This window comes from Bradyrhizobium prioriisuperbiae, assembly GCF_032397745.1.
Taxonomy (GTDB): domain Bacteria; phylum Pseudomonadota; class Alphaproteobacteria; order Rhizobiales; family Xanthobacteraceae; genus Bradyrhizobium_A; species Bradyrhizobium_A prioriisuperbiae.
Window position 1 is genome coordinate 3171642 of sequence record NZ_CP135921.1, and the last position, 18936, is coordinate 3190577.

At 63.2% G+C, this 18936-nt stretch carries 16 protein-coding genes; 11 read left to right on the forward strand and 5 right to left on the reverse strand.

What is annotated here, in order from left to right:
• Positions 1-22: 22 nt before the first annotated feature.
• Positions 23-1171: a pimeloyl-CoA dehydrogenase small subunit gene (gene pimD, locus RS897_RS14875; RefSeq protein ID WP_315837285.1), complete on the forward strand. Its 1149-nt coding sequence runs from the start codon at positions 23-25 to the stop codon at positions 1169-1171.
• 166 nt (positions 1172-1337) lie between these two features.
• Here the strand turns inward: pimD and RS897_RS14880 are convergent, their stop codons facing one another.
• Positions 1338-2621, reverse strand: coding sequence for an IS701 family transposase (locus RS897_RS14880; protein WP_315831101.1), 1284 nt, complete (start codon positions 2619-2621; stop codon positions 1338-1340).
• A gap of 226 nt (positions 2622-2847) precedes the next feature.
• Between RS897_RS14880 and RS897_RS14885 the strand changes: the two genes are divergently transcribed.
• Positions 2848-3621 carry an SDR family NAD(P)-dependent oxidoreductase gene (locus RS897_RS14885; protein WP_315837286.1) on the forward strand — a complete coding sequence of 258 codons (774 nt, stop codon included), beginning with the start codon at positions 2848-2850 and terminating at the stop codon, positions 3619-3621.
• 15 nt (positions 3622-3636) lie between these two features.
• Here the strand turns inward: RS897_RS14885 and RS897_RS14890 are convergent, their stop codons facing one another.
• From RS897_RS14890 to RS897_RS14900, 3 genes are all read right to left on the reverse strand, one after another.
• Positions 3637-4056 carry a type II toxin-antitoxin system VapC family toxin gene (locus RS897_RS14890; RefSeq protein ID WP_315837287.1) on the reverse strand — a complete coding sequence of 140 codons (420 nt, stop codon included), beginning with the start codon at positions 4054-4056 and terminating at the stop codon, positions 3637-3639.
• Positions 4053-4301, reverse strand: coding sequence for a FitA-like ribbon-helix-helix domain-containing protein (locus RS897_RS14895; RefSeq protein ID WP_315837288.1), 249 nt, complete (start codon positions 4299-4301; stop codon positions 4053-4055). The genes RS897_RS14890 and RS897_RS14895 overlap by 4 nt, the downstream gene beginning before the upstream one ends.
• A 121-nt stretch (positions 4302-4422) precedes the next feature.
• Positions 4423-5748, reverse strand: a complete 1326-nt coding sequence (locus RS897_RS14900; RefSeq protein WP_315837289.1) for an alpha/beta hydrolase — start codon at positions 5746-5748, stop codon at positions 4423-4425.
• A 207-nt stretch (positions 5749-5955) separates the two neighbouring features.
• On the opposite strand from RS897_RS14900, the gene glpK reads away from it, so the two are divergent.
• The 9 genes from glpK (at position 5956) to RS897_RS14945 (ending at position 15021) form a co-directional block, all read left to right on the forward strand.
• A complete protein-coding gene (glpK, locus tag RS897_RS14905) occupies positions 5956-7464 on the forward strand; it encodes a glycerol kinase GlpK (protein ID WP_315837290.1) in 1509 nt (502 codons plus the stop codon).
• Positions 7465-7473: 9 nt separating this feature from the next.
• Positions 7474-8088, forward strand: coding sequence for a GNAT family N-acetyltransferase (locus tag RS897_RS14910; protein WP_315837291.1), 615 nt, complete (start codon positions 7474-7476; stop codon positions 8086-8088).
• A complete protein-coding gene (locus RS897_RS14915; RefSeq protein ID WP_315837292.1) occupies positions 8085-8714 on the forward strand; it encodes a glutathione S-transferase family protein in 630 nt (209 codons plus the stop codon). The genes RS897_RS14910 and RS897_RS14915 overlap by 4 nt, the downstream gene beginning before the upstream one ends.
• Positions 8715-9014: 300 nt before the next feature.
• Complete coding sequence (locus RS897_RS14920; protein WP_315837293.1) at positions 9015-9902, forward strand: helix-turn-helix domain-containing protein; 888 nt, start codon at positions 9015-9017, stop codon at positions 9900-9902.
• 238 nt (positions 9903-10140) lie between these two features.
• The gene (locus RS897_RS14925) at positions 10141-10806 is read left to right on the forward strand and encodes an NADPH-dependent FMN reductase (protein ID WP_315837294.1); all 666 of its coding nucleotides are present in this window, start codon (positions 10141-10143) and stop codon (positions 10804-10806) included.
• Positions 10807-10890: 84 nt separating this feature from the next.
• Positions 10891-12057, forward strand: coding sequence for an LLM class flavin-dependent oxidoreductase (locus RS897_RS14930; protein WP_315837295.1), 1167 nt, complete (start codon positions 10891-10893; stop codon positions 12055-12057).
• Positions 12058-12071: 14 nt separating this feature from the next.
• Positions 12072-12836 (forward strand): alpha/beta fold hydrolase, encoded by a 765-nt coding sequence (locus RS897_RS14935; RefSeq protein ID WP_315837296.1) that lies wholly within the window; start codon positions 12072-12074, stop codon positions 12834-12836.
• A 99-nt stretch (positions 12837-12935) separates the two neighbouring features.
• Entirely contained in the window at positions 12936-14183 is a 1248-nt protein-coding gene (locus tag RS897_RS14940; RefSeq protein ID WP_315837297.1) for an MFS transporter, read from the forward strand.
• 79 nt (positions 14184-14262) lie between these two features.
• A complete protein-coding gene (locus RS897_RS14945) occupies positions 14263-15021 on the forward strand; it encodes a glucose 1-dehydrogenase (RefSeq protein WP_315837298.1) in 759 nt (252 codons plus the stop codon).
• 46 nt (positions 15022-15067) lie between these two features.
• On the opposite strand, the gene metH is transcribed toward RS897_RS14945, so the two are convergent.
• Positions 15068-18931, reverse strand: a complete 3864-nt coding sequence (metH, locus tag RS897_RS14950; RefSeq protein WP_315837299.1) for a methionine synthase — start codon at positions 18929-18931, stop codon at positions 15068-15070.
• Positions 18932-18936: the final 5 nt, after the last annotated feature.

An 18936-nucleotide genomic window follows, 5' to 3' on the forward strand; every position in this document is an offset into this window, starting at 1 on the left:
TTCGTAATTTGAGGATTGGGTAATGGATTTTGATCTGTCCGAGGAGCAGCGGCTTCTCAAGGAAAGCGTCGACGGGTTGCTCGCCGATTCCTACGATTTCGAACAGCGCAAGAAATACGGCGCGGAAAAGGGCGGCTGGAGCAAGTCCCTGTGGGGCAAGCTCTCGGAGCAGGGCCTGCTGGGTCTGCCGTTCACCGAAGAGGACGGCGGCTTCGGCGCCGGCCCGGTCGAGACCATGATCGTCATGGAAGCGCTGGGACGGGCCCTGATGCTCGAGCCGTATCTGGCGACGGTGGTGCTCGGCGGCGGCTTTCTCCGCCGGGGTGGCTCCGCCGCGCAGAAGGCGGCTTATCTGCCCTCGATCATCGATGGCTCGAAAACCCTGGCGTTTGCGCAGCTCGAGAAGAACTCCCGCTACGATCTCGCCGATGTCGCGACCACGGCAAAGAAGAGCGGCGCGGGCTTCGTGATCGACGGCGAGAAGTTCGTCGTGATCCACGGCGACACGGCCGACACCCTGATCGTCACCGCCCGCACCAAGGGCGGGCAGCGCGATCACAACGGGATCGGCGTGTTCCTGGTGCCGGCCAATGCCAGCGGCGTCCGTATCAAAGGCTATCAGACCCAGGACGGCTTGCGTGCCGCCGACATCACGCTCGCAGGCGTCGAGATCGGCGCGGATGCGGCGATCGGCGATCCCGAGAACGCACTGCCGCTGATCGAGCAGGTCGTCGATGACGCGCGCATCGCGCTGTGCGCCGAAGCGGTCGGCGCGATGGAAGAGTCGCTCAAGACCACGGTCGAGTACCTCAAGACCCGCAACCAGTTCGGCGTGGCGATCGGCACCTTCCAGTCGCTGCAGCACCGCGGCTCGGATATGTTCGTGGCGCTGGAGCAGGCCCGCAGCATGTCGTATTTCGCGACCATGGCCGGCGCTTTCACCGATCCCAAGGAACGCGCCACGGCCGTTGCGGCGGCCAAGGTGCAGATCGGCCGTTCCGCGCGTTTTGTCGGGCAGCAGGCGATCCAGCTGCATGGCGGCGTCGGCATGACCATGGAGTTCAAGATCGGCCACTACTTCAAGCGGCTGACCATGATCGAAAGCCTGTTCGGCGACGCCGACTATCACCTGCGCCGCGTCAGCGAGCAGGGCGGGTTGTTGAAGGACTAAACGAAAGCTCGTGACTCGTAGGGTGGGTTAGTCTTACTGCGTCATGATTTTTCTGCGCGTGGGTGATGCTGCGACGGCGCCGCAACAAGGGCATCGTATGATTGTTTTGCTGAGGGCCCGGCTCAACCGCACGCGCATGGTTGCGATCGAGTTCGGGACGTGGCGTTCAGGCCGCAAGGGCAGATCCTCTGGGTCGATAATTGTCGGGTAAGGGAGGGACCTGGACTGGCGCGGCGGAACAAGTTTCTGAGGGGGGAATCGTCGCCTGTTCGGCGATCAGGAAGCCGTAGGCCGCGATGCACAGGGTTGCGTGATGATGGAAGCCACGCCAGCCGCGCCCCTCGTAGTGACCGAGCCCGACCTCCTGCTTGAGCTCCTGATAGTCGCGCTCGATGCGCCAGCGCAGCTTGGCCAGATTGACGAGCTGCGTGAAGCTGACGTTCTCCGGCAGCGTGGCGAGCCAGTATTTGGTCGGCTCTGCTTCGCCCTCCGGCCATTCGATCAGCAGCCACTCCGGCGACAGCTTCTCGGGGATCAGTTTGTTGTACCCGACGCGGACACGCACCCGCGCAAAGCGCGAGGATAGCTGGTCGGCCGAGCCTTCCCGCCACGCCACCGTGCGCCAGGCCTGCTTCGGGAGACTGAGTGCCACTTTTTTGGCCGAGACCAGTTCGGGCTCGTCGCGGCGGCCGGTGTTGTTCATCGGCTTGTCCATCCGCCGCGGGCCGCTGCCAGGGGCCCACATCAAGATGGTCGGCACGATGCCGACCACGTAAGGCAAGCCCAATTCTGTCATGCCGGCACGCAGCCGCGCGTCCCTGCCGTAGGCCGCATCCATCAGCGCGACGCCGCGTGGCAGACTGCTCTCGCAGGCCCAGCGGATTTGCTCCAGCGCGATCTGCGGCTTAGTCTTGAACTTGATCTGCTTCGGCACGCCTGCCTTCTTCCGCCGGGCACGATCCTTCGTCCAGGCTTCCGGCAAGTACAGCCGATAGGCCACCGGAAGGCTGGCGGCATGATTGGCGATCGAGAGCGACACCGCCACCTGGCAATTGGCCTGCTTGCCGAGCTGCCCGCAATATTGGTGGTGCACGCCGACCGAATGCTTGCCTTGCTTGGGGAACGAGGTGTCGTCGATGATCCACGCCTCGATCGGCCCGCTCTTCTCGATCGCCGGCAGCACCAAATCGCGCACCTTGGTCAGCACGTCCTCGTCCGACCAGGCCGCGTTGGCGACAAAATGCAGCAACGACTGATGCTGTGCCGCCGTGCGCGCTGGAGCCGTCCGCGCCGCCATCGGCTCCACGCTCTTGCGTTCCCCAGGCAGCATCAGGCCCGTGCAATAGTCGCGCAGCGGTCTCGTCCGCTCCACGTGACCGATCACGCTTCCAAGACCGGCTACATACTCCGCAAACCGCGTTTCGCTATCCCCACCCTGATCGAGATTCATCCGGCCCTCCGCGCGCCAAATATTGAATCTCCTCAATTACTTGATTCTCAGCCTCAATGACTGCGACCGTCTGACTCAGTAGGATTAGCCGAAGGCGTAACCCACCACTTCACGTTGCGAAAGTAATGGTGGGTTACGCGGAGCCTGTCATCGGGCCGCGCTTCGCGCGGACCCGTTGGCTAACCCACCCTACGGCTCACAGCCAAAACAAAAACAAGAGGCCATCATGAACGGCACGCCTTTCGACCTCACCGGCAAGGTCGCCATCGTCACTGGATCGAGTCGCGGCATCGGCCGCGCCTCGGCCGAACTGCTGGCGAAGATGGGCGCCAAGGTCGTGATCTCCAGCCGCAAGGCCGAGGCCTGCCAGGCCGTCGCCGACGGCATCGCCAGGGACGGCGGCGATGCCCATGTCATCCCCTGCAACATCAGCCGGCGCGAAGAGGTGCAGGCGCTGGTGGAGGGCACGGTCAAACACTACGGCCGGCTCGATATCCTGGTCTGCAATGCCGCGGTGAATCCGTATTACGGGCCGCTGCTCGACATCACCGACGAAGCCTTCGACAAGATCATGGGCGCCAACGTCAAGAGCAACATCTGGCTCTGCGGCCTGGCGATCCCGAAAATGGTTGAGCGCGGCGGCGGCTCCGTCGTCATCATCTCCAGCATCGGCGGTCTGCGCGGTTCCACCGTGATCGGCGCCTACGGCATCTCCAAGGCGGCGGATTTCGCGCTCGCCCGCAGCCTCGCCGGCGAATGGGGCCCGCAGAACGTGCGGGTGAACTGCATCGCGCCGGGGCTGGTGAAGACCGATTTCGCCCGTGCGCTGTGGGAGAACGAAGACCTGCTCAAGCGCCGCACCGCCACCACGCCGCTGCGCCGGATCGGCGAACCGCACGAGATTGCCGGCGCCGTGGTGTATCTGGCCTCCGACGCCTCCACCTTCATGACCGGCCAGACCATCGTGATCGACGGCGGCGTCACCACCGCGGCGGTTTAGCCGGGGCGTTTCGCTTCACCCGTTCCAAGGATTGATGAGCGTCAGCCCCACGTCTGCGAAATCGTCGACGTTGCGCGTGGCAAGCTTTGCGCCGCGTGAGATCGTGATGGCAGCGATTTGTGCGTCGAACTGGCTGATCGGCCGCCCAGCGCGGCGTCGCCCGCTTGCGAGCAGCGCATAGGCGTTAGCGGCGTCGCTATCAAATGGCAGAATACGGCCGGCAAAATCATCTTCGAATATCGGCAGGATCGCGGCCTCGAGGTCGCGGCGCCGCCGGCCATCAGGTAGCAACCGCAATCCGTAGAGCACCTCGGCCTGGGTGATCGTCGTGGTGAAAACGGAGGAGGGCGGTAGTGCGCCGAGCCAGGCTTCGACGGTCTTCTGCGGCATCGGCGTCAGCATTTCGGAAATGATATTGGTATCGAGCACGATCATTCGCTGAAATCCACTCGCTCGCGAATCGGTTCGCGGGAGGGGATCTGCAGAGTGACGCCGCCGGTTGGTGCGATGCGGGTGCGGATGGCCTTGGCCAGGTTGCGTGGCTCACGGGGTTTGGTCGCCAGGGCTGCGCGCAAAATGTCCCGGGCTTCATCTTCCATCGAGCGGCCGTGGATGGCGGCGCGCATGCGCAGCTGAGCCTTCAATTGTTCGTCGATGTTGCGGATGATCATGCTTGCCATGGCATTCGTCCTTTTATCAATGATAGCATATATATCATTGATATCATTTTTGCAAGCGGGGCTTCTTGGATCGCCCAGGCTGCAAAGCGCTGTTACCCGCCACGCAATGCATCTCTCATGCCTACGGAATCGGATAGCCCTTCCACAACCATTCCAGCGCCGCCGGCAACAGCTGTGCGATGGCCGGGCGGTCGACGTGTTTGGCGTTGCGCACGAACAGGAACTGGTAGTGATAGCCCTTGTCCGCGAGCACCTTCGCCATCAGTTGGTTCGACAAGGTCCAGTCGTGCATGCCGTCGGGGATGGTTGGATTTGGATAGAACAGGTCCTGGTCGCCGACCATGAACCAGAAGCGGATCGGCTTGGCCGGCGCGGCTGTTATCAGCGGCGTGCCCGGTGGCTCCGATGGCGTGAGCACGCCCGCTTTGACGGTGAGGTTGGGGCCGGCCGGGCCCGCCCACGGGCTGTGATATTCCCAGGCGCCGCCGCGCAGCGAGGGATCGTGCGGCCATTGCTGGTTCACCATGGTTGGAGAGAATGCCAGCACTCGCTGATAGAGCTCGGGATGAAACCACGCCATGTTGAAGGCTGCCGAGCCGCTCGAACTCAGGCCCATGGTCGCGCGTCCCTCGGGGTTTTTCGTGAGCTTGATGTCGGCGCGCTGCTCGACCAGCGGCAACACCTCGCGCTCGACGAACTGGGCGTAGGTCCCCGACACCGTGTCGTATTCGCGGCCGCGCTGGCTGCCCTGGGCGTCCTGGCCGCCGTTGCCGATCTGGATGGCGATCATCGGCGGCACGCGGCGTTGTGCGATCAGGTTGTCGAGGGCGGTGGCGAGATGCTTGTAGGCGGTGGACCCGCCGTCGCCGACCACGATGAATGGCAACTCCGTGCCGCGCACATATTGCGCCGGGATATAAACCTCGACCGTGCGGGTCCAGGTGCCGGGATGGCTTGATGTCACCACCATGTGCGACTTGTCGTCCGGCGCCGTCGTCGCCATGATCGAGCTGTTGCTGCAGCCCGCGATGTCGTCACGGATCAAGCCGGGGTTGTAGATCACGCTGTCCTTTGACGACATGGTGAAAGATGTGATCGTGCCGCGCAGCACGCCATCCTTGGCAATGGTCTCGGGGGCCGGTGTGTGGGTCGGGCCGATAATGAAATTTCCCTCGGCGCCGGGAGGCGGCAGTGTACCGTCGGGCAGCTCCGTCGCGCGCGGATAGTTCGGATTTGATGGATCGCGGGTCGGCGGCGCGGTCTTGAAATCGAGGCCAGTCGTGTCAATGAAGAAGGGTGCCGCCTTGTCGGTGGTGTTGGCGCCGGGAGGAACGGCCATGTTCTGGGTGACGCAGCCCGTCTGGGCCGGGGTCTGAGCCGAAGCTGCCGGTATGAGCCAGGCGGCAGACATCAGCGTCCCGGTGAGGGCGGCCAAGAGGGCGTTCATTGTTTTCTCCCGGAGGCGGCGAGTCTTTTTTGAGCCCGTTTGACGCAAAGTATGTCGGCCCGTCACGGGCGGTCAATTCTCATGGGATTCTGCTGAGGTTTTGGTCGCAATCGAGCGATGCAAGCTCACGGGTTGGGTTGACGCCAGCGTCGACAATCGCTTTGTTTGCGATTAACGCTCCAAACGAAACTTGCCCGAGGAAACACCATGGCGTCCCATATTCTTGCGATCGATCAGGGCACGACATCGTCCCGCGCCATCGTGTTCCGGGCCGACATCTCCATCGCCGCTCAGGCGCAGCAGGAATTCCCCCAGCACTTCCCCGCCTCGGGCTGGGTCGAGCATGAGCCGGACGATATCTGGAATTCCACCATCGCCACCTGCCGCGAGGCGCTGTTGAAGGCCGACATTCTGGCGTCCGACGTCGCCGCCATCGGTATCACCAACCAGCGCGAAACCACCGTGGTGTGGGATCGCGCCACAGGGCAGGCGGTACACCGCGCCATTGTCTGGCAGGACCGCCGCACCGCGGATGTCTGCGCCAAGCTGAAGGCCGAGGGGCACGAGCCGGCGATTGTCGAAAAGACCGGGCTGATCATCGATCCTTATTTCTCCGGCACCAAGGTGGCCTGGATCCTCGATCACACCCCCGGCGCCCGTGCGCGTGCCGAGCGCGGTGAACTCCTGTTCGGCACCGTCGATTGCTACCTGTTGTGGCGGCTCACCGGCGGCCGGGTGCACGCCACCGACGCCACCAATGCGTCACGCACCCTGATGTTTAACATCCACACCGGTGTCTGGGACGACGAACTGCTGAAGATCCTGCGGGTGCCGCGCTCGATGCTGCCGGAGGTGAAGGATTCCTCTGCGATGTTCGGCGAAACCACGCCCGATCTGTTTGACGGCGTGATTGCGATCCGTGGCATTGCCGGGGACCAGCAGGCCGCCACCATCGGCCAGGCCTGCTTCACCCCGGGCATGATGAAGTCCACGTATGGCACCGGCTGCTTCGCCCTGCTCAACACCGGCACGACGCCGGTGGCCTCGAAGAACAAGCTGCTCACCACCGTCGCCTACCAGCTGAACGGCAAGCGCACCTATGCGCTGGAAGGTTCGATCTTTGTCGCCGGCTCGTCGGTGCAGTGGCTGCGCGATGGACTGGGCATCATCAAGCACGCCAGTGAGACCGGTCCCTTGGCGGACCAGTCCGACCATATGCAGTCGGTGTATCTGGTGCCGGCCTTCGTCGGTCTTGGCGCGCCCTACTGGAATCCGAGGGTGCGCGGCGGACTGTTCGGGCTCACCCGCAACACTGGCCCCGCCGAGCTTGCGCACGCAGCGCTTGAGAGCGTCTGTTACCAGACCCATGATCTGTGGGCGGCGATGCGCGCGGACTGGCCGGAGGCGGCAGAAGCCAACACCGTGCTGCGGGTCGATGGCGGTATGACCGCTTCGGACTGGACCATGCAGCGTCTCGCCGACCTGCTCGATGCTCCGGTCGATCGCCCGATGATCCAGGAGACCACCGCGCTGGGAGCGGCCTATCTCGCCGGTCTCGGCGCCGGCATCTATCCCGAACCGAAACGTTTCGCCGACAACTGGCGGCTCGAACATCGCTTCAAGCCGAACATGAGCGAAGCCACCCGCACGCGAAAACTCAGGGGCTGGAGCCAGGCAGTGAAGGGCCTGCTCGCCAGCGATCCCGGCGAGGACTAGGCGAGGCATATGCTGGCAAACGGCTACACCGACATTCCACCCGGCAAAGTGCCCGCCGTTGTCACCCATCTGGAGATGCATGCGCGTCCATCTTTGGGCGCCGATCCATCAGGCCCGTGGCAACTGCGCCGCGTTCAATCCCCCGACCTCGACTGGTTCCGCGGCCTGTTCCGCCATGTCGGAGAGCGCTGGCTGTGGTCGTCACGGTTGAAAATGACGGACCATGACCTCGCCGGGATCATTCACGCTGACGGCGTCGAGATTTATGCCGTGGAGAGCGAGGGCCGCGACGAAGGCCTGCTCGAGCTCGACTTCCGTAAATCCGGTGCCTGCGAAATTTCGTTCTTCGGTCTCGCGACGCCGCTGATCGGCCGCGGCGCCGGCCGTTGGCTGATGAACTGCGCGCTGGAACGGGCGTGGTCGGCGGACATCTCCCGTGTCTGGCTGCACACCTGCACCTTCGATCATCCCGCCGCGCTCGCCTTCTATCAGCGATGCGGCTTCCGCCCGTTTCGCCGCCAGATCGAGATCGTGGACGATGCCAGGCTGCTCGGCATCCTGCCGCGCACGGCCGCGCCGCATGTTCCCCTGATTGATCCCTCGGCAACGGAGCAAATATCATGATCCTGATCGGACAATACGATTCACCGTTCGTCCGTCGGGTCGCGATTGCGCTGCGGTTGTACGATCTTCCGTTCGAACACCGTCCGTGGTCGACCTTTGGCGATGCCGATAAGATTGCGCCGTTCAATCCGCTGCGCCGGGTGCCGACGCTCGTGCTCGATGATGGCGAGGTCGTGATCGAAAGCGGGACGATCCTGGATTATCTCGACGAACTGGTGGGACCCGAGACGGCGCTGTTGCCGGCCAAGGGGCCGCCCCGCCGACAGGCGTTGAAAATCTGTGCGCTGGCGACAGGCCTCGGCGACAAGGCGGTCAGTCTCATTTACGAGCGGCTGCTGCACACCGAGAAATCGCAGATCTGGATTGAACGCTGCCAGATCCAGATCGCAGCCGTGCTCGATGTGCTGGAGGCGGACAGAGGCAGCCGCACGTCGCAATGGTGGTTTGGCGACCGCATCGGCCACGCCGACATCGCGGTGGCCTGCGTGCTCCGCATAACCTGGGAAGCGCATCCCGGTGTGTTCGACCAGGCCCGCTGGCTGAAGCTCGCGGCACATGCCGCCGCCTGCGAGGCGCTGCCGCCGTTCCAGCAGATCGCGCAGCCGTTCAGCCCACCAAACTCTTGATCGGCCCGGATGCCGCGCGCGCCCTGAAGTAACCTGGTTTCGTTGTCGTAACCACAGCCGTATGTTATTCGCGCTGTGACCGATATTGAAATCGGACATGGACTGCGTTTGACTAGAGCGTTTTCGAGCGAAGTGGATACCGGTTCGCGTGAAGAAAACGCGTCAAAACAAAAAGCTAGAGCCTCTGTTGTGATTCAACCAGAACGGAAAAGGCTCTAGTGGAGCTTGTGCGCTCATGTCACACTGTCTTGACGCGCACCATTGCGGCAACTGTTCCTCGACGGAGACTTCGGGGTATTGATGGACAAGCAGGCGTTCCAGCCGGAAGAGACCCATCAGTTGCTTGGAAAGCTGGGCGCCGAGATCGAGGCGTCGAGTGAGGGATTCGGCTGGACCAATACCTTCGCGTCGCTGCAGCGCGAACCGGCCTTCGACAACGAATTCCACGCAGTGCCGGCCTGTCTGATGGTCATGCCGCGTTTCGGCCCCTCGGACATGACCTATCGTTTGAACAGCCGGATTGTGTCGCGCCATGTCCGGCCGGATGGGGTGTTCTTTCTGCCGGCGCAGCATGCCTGCGATGTGATGCTCCACGCGGTGCTGGATACGGTTCACGTCTATCTGCGCGCCGATCTGTTCCAGGATCCGGACAACGAGTCACGGAGCCTGCTGTCGGGCATCGCGCCGATGCTGGGCGAGTCCGACGTGGTGATCGGCCACCTGATGACCGCCATGGCCGATGCCGTGCAGCAGGACATCTCATCGTCGTCGCTGCTCGCCGACAGCGTTGCCTTGGCCCTGGCCAAACGCTTGATCGCGATGAATTATCATGGCGAGCGTCGGCCCCGTGCACGGCCGGCCAACCAGCTCGCTCATCGCAAAATCCAGCGGGTCCGCGAATTTGTCGAAGCCAATCTGGCCACCGACATCAAGCTCGGTGACATTGCCGGTCTCTGCGGCCTCAGCGACGAATATTTCCTGCGCCAGTTCAAGACAAGCATCGGCGCCTCGCCGTATCAGTTCGTGCTCAGCTTGCGGATCGGCCGGGCCAAGACGCTGCTTTACAAGTCCGATGCAGGCCTGTCCGATATTGCATTGCAGTGTGGCTTTGCACACCAGCAGCACCTCGTCAGCACGTTTCGCCGCTTCACCGGGATCACCCCCGGTGAATACCGGCGTCGCCGGTAACGGGGCGATCGCCGTCCAATATTTCGTGTCAGTTTTGCGCCATGCCGTCCGGTTTCGTGCAGGCCGGCATAGGCTCATGCCCCGTAATGTCCTCGGAGAATAAGCGCGGACAATAAAGCCGCGCCCACCGGGGAAACGACCAAATGCGTATCGGAATAGCCGGTACGGAGCCGCGGCCGCACGCCTGCTCCCATCGCCATGGCAATCAGCATCGTCACCCTATCGCGGGAGTGGCGCCGTGACCGCGCCGCTGATCGTCGGTCTCGGCGGAACGCTGCGCGACGGCTCGACCTCAGAGCGGGCGCTGCGTATTGCGCTGACGGAGGCGGAACGTCTCGGCGCCAGGACGCGCATTTTCGCGGGGGCGTTGCTCAACCTGCCGGCCTATGACCCGGCGGATCCCTCGCGCAGCGTGGCTGCCGCCGAACTGGTCGAAGCCTTGCGCGGCGCTGATGGGATCATCGTCGCCACGCCGAGCTATCACGGCTCGATCTCGGGGCTGATCAAGAACGCAATCGACTATACCGAGGATCTGCGCGCCGACGGACGGGGCTATTTTTCCGGCCGTGCGGTCGGCGCCATCGTCTGTGCCGACGGCATCCAGGCGATGGGCGCCACGCTGGCCACGCTGCGTGCGATCGTGCATGCGCTACGTGGCTGGCCGACCCCGTTTTCGGCCGTGATCAATTCCGCATTAAAGCCGTTTGCGGCCGACGGCGCTTGCCGTGATCCGCAGGTTGCCCAGCAGCTGGCGTTCGTGGCGGAGCAGGTCGTGGAGTTCGCGCAGATGCGCCGTCTGCGCGACGCTGCGGAATCCGACGCCGGCAATGTCCGCCGACATGCCAGCGGAGCAAACCCCCAGGGATCGCGACTGATCGAACTGACGCTGGAATTCATGAACTGACATTCGTGCGGCTGCGCCGACGATATCGCGCGGCATCCGCACTGTTCAGGCCATGCATCACAAGACCATTTAAGGAGGCCAACGATGTCTGACGTCCGCTTCAACTTCATGCACTTCATGCCGTATGTGCATCTGCCGCCCGATCACAAGGACTACAAATCGCTCTGGGTGAATTTCCCGAACAAGTACTACGACCCGGAGAAGGCACACGCGCTTTACGAGCGGTATCTGTCGGAGCTGGTGCTGGCGGACCGGCTGGGATTCGATGCCGTTGTCGTCAATGAGCATCACAACACCAGCTACAGCATGATGCCGGCCCCAAGCCTGATTGCGGCGACGCTGATTCCGCAGATCCGCAATGCCAGGATCTGCGTCTGGGGCACGCCGCCGAACCTGGAGTATCCCAACAGGCTGGCTGAGGAGTATGCGATGCTCGATGTCCTGTCCAAGGGCCGGCTCGAGGTGGCGTTTCCGCTGGGAACCGGCATGGAGTACTGGGCCAATCCAGTCAACCCGGTGACGGCCCGCGAACGGCATCGCGAATCCATCGACATCATCCTGAAGGCATGGACCGTCGAGGGACCGACCAGCTATTACGGCGATTTCTATACCTACCGCTTCCTCAACAGCTGGCCGCGGCCGTACCAGCAGCCGCATCCGCCTTGCTACATTGTCGGCACTGGCAGTCCGGAGACCATCGAACTCGCTGCTGAACTCGGCTTCGGCTATTCGGCGGTGTTTGTCACCCGGCAGCGCGCGCTCGAACTCAACAACAAGCTGCGGCAGCGCTCAGCCGACTTCGGCCACCAGGTGCGGCCGGATCAGCTGCCACTGGGCGTCCTGACCTATGTGGCAGAGAGCCAGGAGCAGGCCGAGCGGGAGTTCGTCGAACATCTGCAGTTCTTCTTCGAGGACGGATTGCGCACCACGCCGCAGTTTCTGGCGCCTCCCGGTTATGTCTCGATCGAGCAGCTGAAGGCCCGCGCCGCCGTCGGTGACAAGTTGCACGGCTCATTCGACTTCAAGACGCTGACGGATTCGCTGTTCATCGCCGTCGGCACTGCCGAGAAAGTTGCCAACCAGATCGGTGAGTGGGGCCGGCAGATGGGCACCACCCATTTCAACATCCAGGGTCATCTCGGCAACATGCCGCACTGGAAGGCAGTGAAGAATCTGTCGCTGATCGCGGAGGGCGTATTTCCCCGCCTGCGCGCCAAGCCCGCTGCTGCGCAACGCGTCGCGGCCGAATGAGAGTGGAGGTCGATATGGTGACGTTTCAACGGGAAGTTCACACGGTCAACGGCGTCAACATCGTGATGTACACGGCGGGAGAGGGGCCGCCGCTGCTGTTCCTGCACGGCGCCGGCACGTTCCACGGCTTCGAATTCGCGGCCAAATGGGCCGAGAATTTTCGGGTGCTGGTGCCTTATCATCCCGGCTTCGGCGAGTCCGACGACGATCCGGCGATGCTCGATATGCATGATTATGTCATGCACTATGTCGAGCTTCTGGACATGCTCGGTGTCGGCAAGGTCAACCTCGTCGGTTTCTCGCTCGGCGGATACCTCGCCGCCCGGTTCGCGACGGAGCATAGCCATCGGGTGATCAAGCTGGCACTGATCGGTCCCGCCGGCCTGCGCGACACCGAGCATCCGGCGGTCGATGTTCTGGCCGTTCCACCTGAACAACTGCCAGGCTTGCTGGTCTCCAATTTCGAGGTGATCAAGCGGTATCTTCCCGAGAAGCCCGACCTCGATTTCATCGCGGCGCGCTACCGGGAGACCACCACCGTCGCTCGTCTGCTCTGGGAGCGGCCGTGGGATCGCAAGCTGCCGCGGCAGCTGCATCGGCTGAAGATGCCGACGCTGCTGTTGTGGGGCGAAGACGACAAGATCATTCCCTCGCAACAGGCTAAGCTGTGGAAGACGTTCATTCCCGGCGCCGACATCCAGATCGTCAAGGGGGCGGGCCATCTCGTGCTCGATGAGAAGCCGGAGGCGGTGACCGCGGTCGAGCGGTTCCTCGGCTAAATCCAAATTTTAAGAACGGTCACGACGGGATCGCGCAAGGCGCGATCCCGCGGGAGAGGTGTTGCCAACAAAAAACATTGATCAAGGGGAGATAATGCCATGAGTAAGTCACGCATCTTCAGTTACGAAAACCTGGTCATGATCCTGATGGGCCTGGCATTCGGATTCGTCTTCTTCGACCGGCTGGCGCTCAGTTTTCTCGCACCGTTCCTGGTGCCGGAGCTGCAGCTGAACAACACCCAGCTCGGCATGCTCGCTTCGGCGCTGGCGCTGACCTGGGCGATCGCGGGTTACGGTGTCGGCGCTTTGTCAGACTATCTCGGTAACCGCAAAGTGCTGCTGGTGACGGCCATCGTGGTGTTTTCGGCCTGCTCTGTGATCTCCGGCCTGGCGACCTCGTTCCTGATGCTGCTCGGCGCCCGCCTGGTGATGGGGCTTGCCGAGGGGCCGGTGCTGCCGATCGCGCAGTCGATCATGGCCGCCGAATCCTCCGAGCACCGGCGCGGTTTCAACATGGGCGTGCTGCAGAACTTCCTGAGTTCGCTGCTCAGCTATTTTGCCGCCCCGCTGATCCTCGTGGCCGTCGGTGCCGCTTATGGCTGGCGCGAAGCATTCTACATCGCCGGCATTCCCGGCTTCATCGTTGCACTGTTGATCGCGTTGTTCATCCGAGAGCCGAAGGTCGTTGCGCCGGCATCGGCCCATGGCGGCGGACACAACACGATTCCGCTCAAGGTCATGTTGGGGTATCGCAACATCTGGATCTGCACCATCATCAGTTGCTTGATGGTTGCGTGGCTCCTGATCCAGCTCACCTTCCTGCCGATCTACCTGGTGCAGACCCGCGGCCTCTCGCCGGGAGAGATGAGCATTGCGATGAGCGCGCTCGGCGTGGCCGCGGCGGTCTCCTCCATCCTGGTTCCGGCGCTGTCGGACCGGTTTGGCCGCCGACCGATCCTGGCGGTGTTCGCATTCGTCGGAGTTCTCAGTCCGCTCACCACGGTGCTGTTCAATGGCCCGCTGCCGGTGATGATCGTGCTGATCGGTCTGGGTTTCCTCGCGATCGGCTGCTTCTCGCTGTTCATGGCCACTGTTCCCTCCGAAACCATTCCGCCGGCCTATGTGGCGACGGCACTTGGTTTCATCATGGGTGTCGGTGAGATCGCCGGCGGATTTGCCGGCCCTGGCCTCGCTGGAATTGCCGCCGACGCGTTCGGGCCGTCGATCCCGATGTGGATCGCTGCATGCCTCGGCTTCGTGGCCGCCCTGTTCTGTCTGATGGTGGACGAAACGGCACCGCGCATTGTCGGTGCCTCCAAGCCGATCCAGGCGCCTTCGCTTGCCTGATACGAGAATGTTCGCGCGGCAATCGTCGGACATCCCCTCGATTGCCGCGCATCCGAAATCAAAAATATGAAGGGCGCAGATGACGCAGCGTTTCAAGGATAAGGTCGTGCTGATCACCGGGGCGGCTGGCGGGATCGGCCGCGCGGCCGCGATCGCGTTCGCCGGGCAGGGTGGCCGTGTGGTGGTGGTCGACATCAGCGAAGCGGATGGCCGGCGTACGGTCGACTTGGTCGGCGACGCGGGCGGCGAGGCCATCTTCGTCGCAGCCGACGTCAGCAAGCCTTCGGATTGCCAGGGGATGGTGCGGCGCGCGATCGCGGAGTTCGGCCGCCTCGATATCGCCTTCAATAACGCCGGCATCGGCAGCACCGGATTTGCGCTCGCCGACGAAGAGGAGATCGCCTGGGACCGGACCATCGCGATCAATCTCAAGGGCGTCTTCCTGTCGATGAAATACGAGATCGCCGAAATGCTGAAGACCGGCGGCGGCGTGATCGTCAACACGGCGTCGGTGGCTGGCCTGGTCGGCAATCCGGGGCTCGGCAGCTACTGCGCGTCCAAGCACGGCGTGGTCGGACTGACCCGGGCCGCGGCGCTGGATTACATTGGCAAGGGCATCCGCATCAATGCGGTGTGTCCCGGCGCCACCCGGACCGCGTTGCTGGAAGGCTGGTTCCAGGATCCGGAGGTCGAGCAGCATGTGATGAAGCTGCATCCGATCGGCCGCATTGCCGATCCCGCCGAGGTGGCACGGGCGGTGCTTTTCCTGGCGTCCGACGATGCTTCGTTCATGGTCGGGCATGCCATGCCGGTCGATGGCGGCGTCACGGCGCAATAGAGCGGTCGCCTCGTGGAACTCGACGGTCGTCGATGTTGGCGGGGCCTTAGCCCCGCGCCGCCTTCTTGCGATACTGCAGGTGGAACGCGCAGGCGCATCCCGGCGGATGCGACTGGGTATCGTCGGCCTCGGACGTCACGAGTGGTGGCGTTGCCTCGGTCGGAGCCGGATTGGAGTTCGCCACTGGAATGTAATTCAGCACCGGAGCGAGCCAGCGCTCGGCTTCCACCACCGTCCAGTTTTTCCGCGCGGCATAGTCCTCGACCTGGTCGCGCTCGATCTTGCCGACACCGAAATAGTAGCTCTCGGGATGGCCGATATAGAGGCCGGACACCGATGATCCCGGCCACATCGCGTAGCTTTCGGTCAGCTTGACGCCGGCGGTGCGCTCGGCATCGAGCAGGCGGAACAGCGTCGCTTTCTCTGTATGGTCGGGCTGGGCCGGATACCCCGGCGCCGGGCGAATGCCGGCATATTGTTCGAGAATCAGATCATTGGTGCTGACATTCTCATCCGCCGCGTAGCCCCAGAACTCTTTGCGGGCGCGCTGATGCATGCGCTCGGCGAAGGCTTCGGCCAGCCGGTCCGCCAGGGCTTTGACCAGGATCGACGAATAATCGTCGTTGGCCAGTTTGAAACGATCGGCAATGACATCCTCGCCGATCCCGGCGGTGACCACGAACGAGCCGATATAGTCGGCGACGCCGCTCGATTTCGGCGCGACGAAATCCGACAGCGCGGTGTTGGAGCGGCCTTCGCGCTTTTCCAGCTGCTGGCGCAGGGTGTAATAGGTCGCGATCGGCGTGGTGCGGGTGTCGTCGCTGTAGACGATGATGTCATCGCCTTCGGCATTGGCGGGCCAGAAGCCGATGGTGGCGGAGGCCTTGAACCACTTCTCATCCACGATCTGCTTCAGCATCCGCTGCGCGTCTTCATAAAGCGAACGCGCCACTTCGCCGGCCTTCGGGTCGTCGAGAATCGCCGGGAAACGTCCGGTCAATTCCCAGGTCTGGAAGAACGGCGTCCAGTCGATGTAGTCGGCCAGTTCGGCGAGCGAATACTCTGTAAAAGTCTTGGTGCCGATGAAGGACGGCTTTTTCGGCTGGTACCTGGTCCAGTCGATGGTCATGGCGTTCTCGCGGGCCTTGGCCAGCGATAGCCGCTTCTTGTCGGCCTGGGCTTTGGCGTGCGCGGTGGAGATCTTCAGATATTCCTGGCGAACGTCCGCGGCATACGCCGTGCGCCGCTCCGGCGACAGCAGCGACGAGGCCACGCCGACCGCGCGGCTGGCGTCATTGACGTGCACCACCGGGCCGCGCTTGTAGTTCGGGTCGATCTTCACCGCCGTGTGGACGCGGCTCGTCGTGGCGCCGCCGATCAGCAGCGGCAGGTCGAGGCCGTTACGCTCCATCTCGGCTGCCAGGTGGCACATTTCGTCGAGCGATGGCGTGATCAGGCCGGACAAGCCGATGATGTCGGCCTGTTCGGCTTTCGCGGTTTCGATGATTTTGGCTGCCGGCACCATGACGCCGAGGTCGATCACCTCGAAATTGTTGCACTGGAGCACGATGCCGACGATGTTCTTGCCGATGTCGTGCACGTCGCCCTTGACGGTGGCGAGCACGATCTTGCCGGCCGAGTTGCGGCCGTCGGTGGCGACGCCATTGGCGAGGTTGCGCGCTTTTTCTTCTTCCATGAACGGCATCAGATAAGCGACGGCCTGCTTCATGACGCGGGCGGACTTCACCACCTGCGGCAGGAACATCTTGCCGTCGCCGAACAGGTCGCCGACGATGTTCATGCCGGCCATCAGCGGGCCTTCGATCACTGCCAGCGGCCGATCGGCGAGCGCGCGCGCGTCCTCCGTGTCGGCCTCGATGAATTCGGTGATACCGTGCACCAGTGCGTGCGACAGCCGCTTGTCCACCGGCCATTCCCGCCAGGCGAGATCGGCTTCCTTGGTCTGCTTGCCGTCCTTGCCGCGGAATTTCTCCGCCAGCGCCAGCAGCCGCTCGGACGCGCCGGGATCGAGGTTGAGGATGACCTCCTCGCAAACCTGGCGCAGCTCGGGATCGAGGTCGTCATAGACGGCCATCTGTCCGGCGTTGACGATGCCCATGTCCATGCCGGCCTTGATGGCATGATACAGGAACACCGAGTGCATGGCTTCGCGCACCGGCTCGTTGCCGCGGAACGAGAACGACAAATTGGAGACGCCGCCGGAGATATGCGCGTGCGGCAGGTTCTGGCGGATCCAGCGCGTCGCCTCGATGAAATCGACCCCGTAATTGTTGTGTTCCTCGATGCCGGTGGCGATCGCGAACACGTTCGGATCGAAGATGATGTCTTCCGGCGGGAAGTTCAGCTGATTGACCAGGATGTCGTAGGCGCGTTTGCAGATCTCGGTCTTGCGCGCGAAGGTATCGGCCTGGCCCTGTTCGTCGAAAGCCATCACCACCACGGCGGCGCCATGGCGGCGCGCGATGGTGGCTTCGTGGATGAATTTCTCTTCGCCTTCCTTCATCGAGATCGAGTTGACGATCGGCTTGCCCTGAACACACTTCAGGCCGGCTTCGATGACATGGAATTTCGAGGAATCGACCATCACCGGCACGCGGGCGATGTCGGGCTCGGACGCGACCAGATGCAGGAAGGTGGTCATTGCCAGCTCGGAATCGAGCAGGCCTTCGTCCATGTTGACGTCGATGATCTGCGCGCCGCTCTCGACCTGGTCGCGCGCGACCTGCAGCGCGGCGGTATAATCGCCGTTGGTGATCAGTTTGCGGAAGCGGGCCGAACCGGTGACGTTGGTGCGCTCGCCGACATTGACGAACGGGATTTCCGGCGTCAGTTCGAACGGCTCCAGTCCGGACAGCCGCAGTCGCGGTGCGATCTCCACCACCTTGCGCGGAGGGTGGGGCGCCACGGCGGCTGCGATCGCCGCGATATGATCCGGCGTGGTGCCGCAGCAGCCGCCGACGATGTTGACCAGGCCGGACTGGGCGAATTCGCCGACCAGGCGCGCCATGTACTCGGGGCTCTCGTCATACTGACCGAATTCGTTCGGCAGGCCGGCGTTGGGATAAGCGCACACCAGCGTATCGGCGACGCGGCCGATATCGTCAATATGGGCGCGCAGGTCTTCGGCACCGAGTGCGCAATTGAAGCCGATGGTGACGGGATCGGCGTGACGTACCGAATACCAGAACGCTTCCGGCAACTGGCCGGATAGCAGGCGCCCGGATTTGTCGGTGATGGTGCCGGAGATCATCACCGGCACATGAATGCCACGCGCCTCGCAGATCTCGGCCACCGCATACAGCGCGGCCTTGGCGTTGAGGGTGTCGAAGATGGTCTCGACCAGCAGCAGATCAGCGCCGCCGTCGAGCAGGCCATTGATCTGTTCGCTATAGGCGATCCGCAGATCGTCGAAGGTCACGGCGCGATAGCCCGGGTTCGAGACATCCGGAGAAATCGATGCCGTGCGGTTGGTCGGTCCGAGCGCGCCGGCGACAAAACGTGGTTTGCCATCCTCGGCGCTGACAATATCCGCCGCCGCGCGCGCCAGTTTCGCGCCCTGCAGATTGAGTTCGTAAGCGAGGTCGGACATCTCGTAATCGGCTTGCGCGATCGAGGTCGACGAGAAGGTGTTGGTGGCGACGATGTCGGCGCCGGCGCGCAGGTACTGCGCATGGATGGTCTGGATCGCGTCCGGCTGGGTCAGGATCAGCAGATCGTTGTTGCCGCGCACGTCGCGGTGAAAATCCTTGAACCGCTCGCTGCGGAACGCCGCCTCGTCGAATTCAAGCGCCTGGATCATGGTGCCCATGGCACCGTCGAGCACCAGGATGCGCTCGCTCGCGAGTTTGCGCAGACGTGTTTCGGTCTCGGACTGGATCTTCGCTGTCATGACGG

Excerpts from the sequence above, each read along its gene's own strand:
- pimD (WP_315837285.1), top strand. The coding sequence starts at position 23 with ATGGATTTTGATCTGTCCGAGGAGCAGCGGCTTCTCAAGGAAAGCGTC.
- RS897_RS14880 (WP_315831101.1), bottom strand. The coding sequence starts at position 2,621 with ATGAATCTCGATCAGGGTGGGGATAGCGAAACGCGGTTTGCGGAGTAT.
- RS897_RS14885 (WP_315837286.1), top strand. The coding sequence starts at position 2,848 with ATGAACGGCACGCCTTTCGACCTCACCGGCAAGGTCGCCATCGTCACT.
- RS897_RS14890 (WP_315837287.1), bottom strand. The coding sequence starts at position 4,056 with ATGATCGTGCTCGATACCAATATCATTTCCGAAATGCTGACGCCGATG.
- RS897_RS14895 (WP_315837288.1), bottom strand. The coding sequence starts at position 4,301 with ATGGCAAGCATGATCATCCGCAACATCGACGAACAATTGAAGGCTCAG.
- RS897_RS14900 (WP_315837289.1), bottom strand. The coding sequence starts at position 5,748 with ATGAACGCCCTCTTGGCCGCCCTCACCGGGACGCTGATGTCTGCCGCC.
- glpK (WP_315837290.1), top strand. The coding sequence starts at position 5,956 with ATGGCGTCCCATATTCTTGCGATCGATCAGGGCACGACATCGTCCCGC.
- RS897_RS14910 (WP_315837291.1), top strand. The coding sequence starts at position 7,474 with ATGCTGGCAAACGGCTACACCGACATTCCACCCGGCAAAGTGCCCGCC.
- RS897_RS14915 (WP_315837292.1), top strand. The coding sequence starts at position 8,085 with ATGATCCTGATCGGACAATACGATTCACCGTTCGTCCGTCGGGTCGCG.
- RS897_RS14920 (WP_315837293.1), top strand. The coding sequence starts at position 9,015 with ATGGACAAGCAGGCGTTCCAGCCGGAAGAGACCCATCAGTTGCTTGGA.
- RS897_RS14930 (WP_315837295.1), top strand. The coding sequence starts at position 10,891 with ATGTCTGACGTCCGCTTCAACTTCATGCACTTCATGCCGTATGTGCAT.
- RS897_RS14935 (WP_315837296.1), top strand. The coding sequence starts at position 12,072 with ATGGTGACGTTTCAACGGGAAGTTCACACGGTCAACGGCGTCAACATC.
- RS897_RS14940 (WP_315837297.1), top strand. The coding sequence starts at position 12,936 with ATGAGTAAGTCACGCATCTTCAGTTACGAAAACCTGGTCATGATCCTG.
- RS897_RS14945 (WP_315837298.1), top strand. The coding sequence starts at position 14,263 with ATGACGCAGCGTTTCAAGGATAAGGTCGTGCTGATCACCGGGGCGGCT.
- metH (WP_315837299.1), bottom strand. The coding sequence starts at position 18,931 with ATGACAGCGAAGATCCAGTCCGAGACCGAAACACGTCTGCGCAAACTC.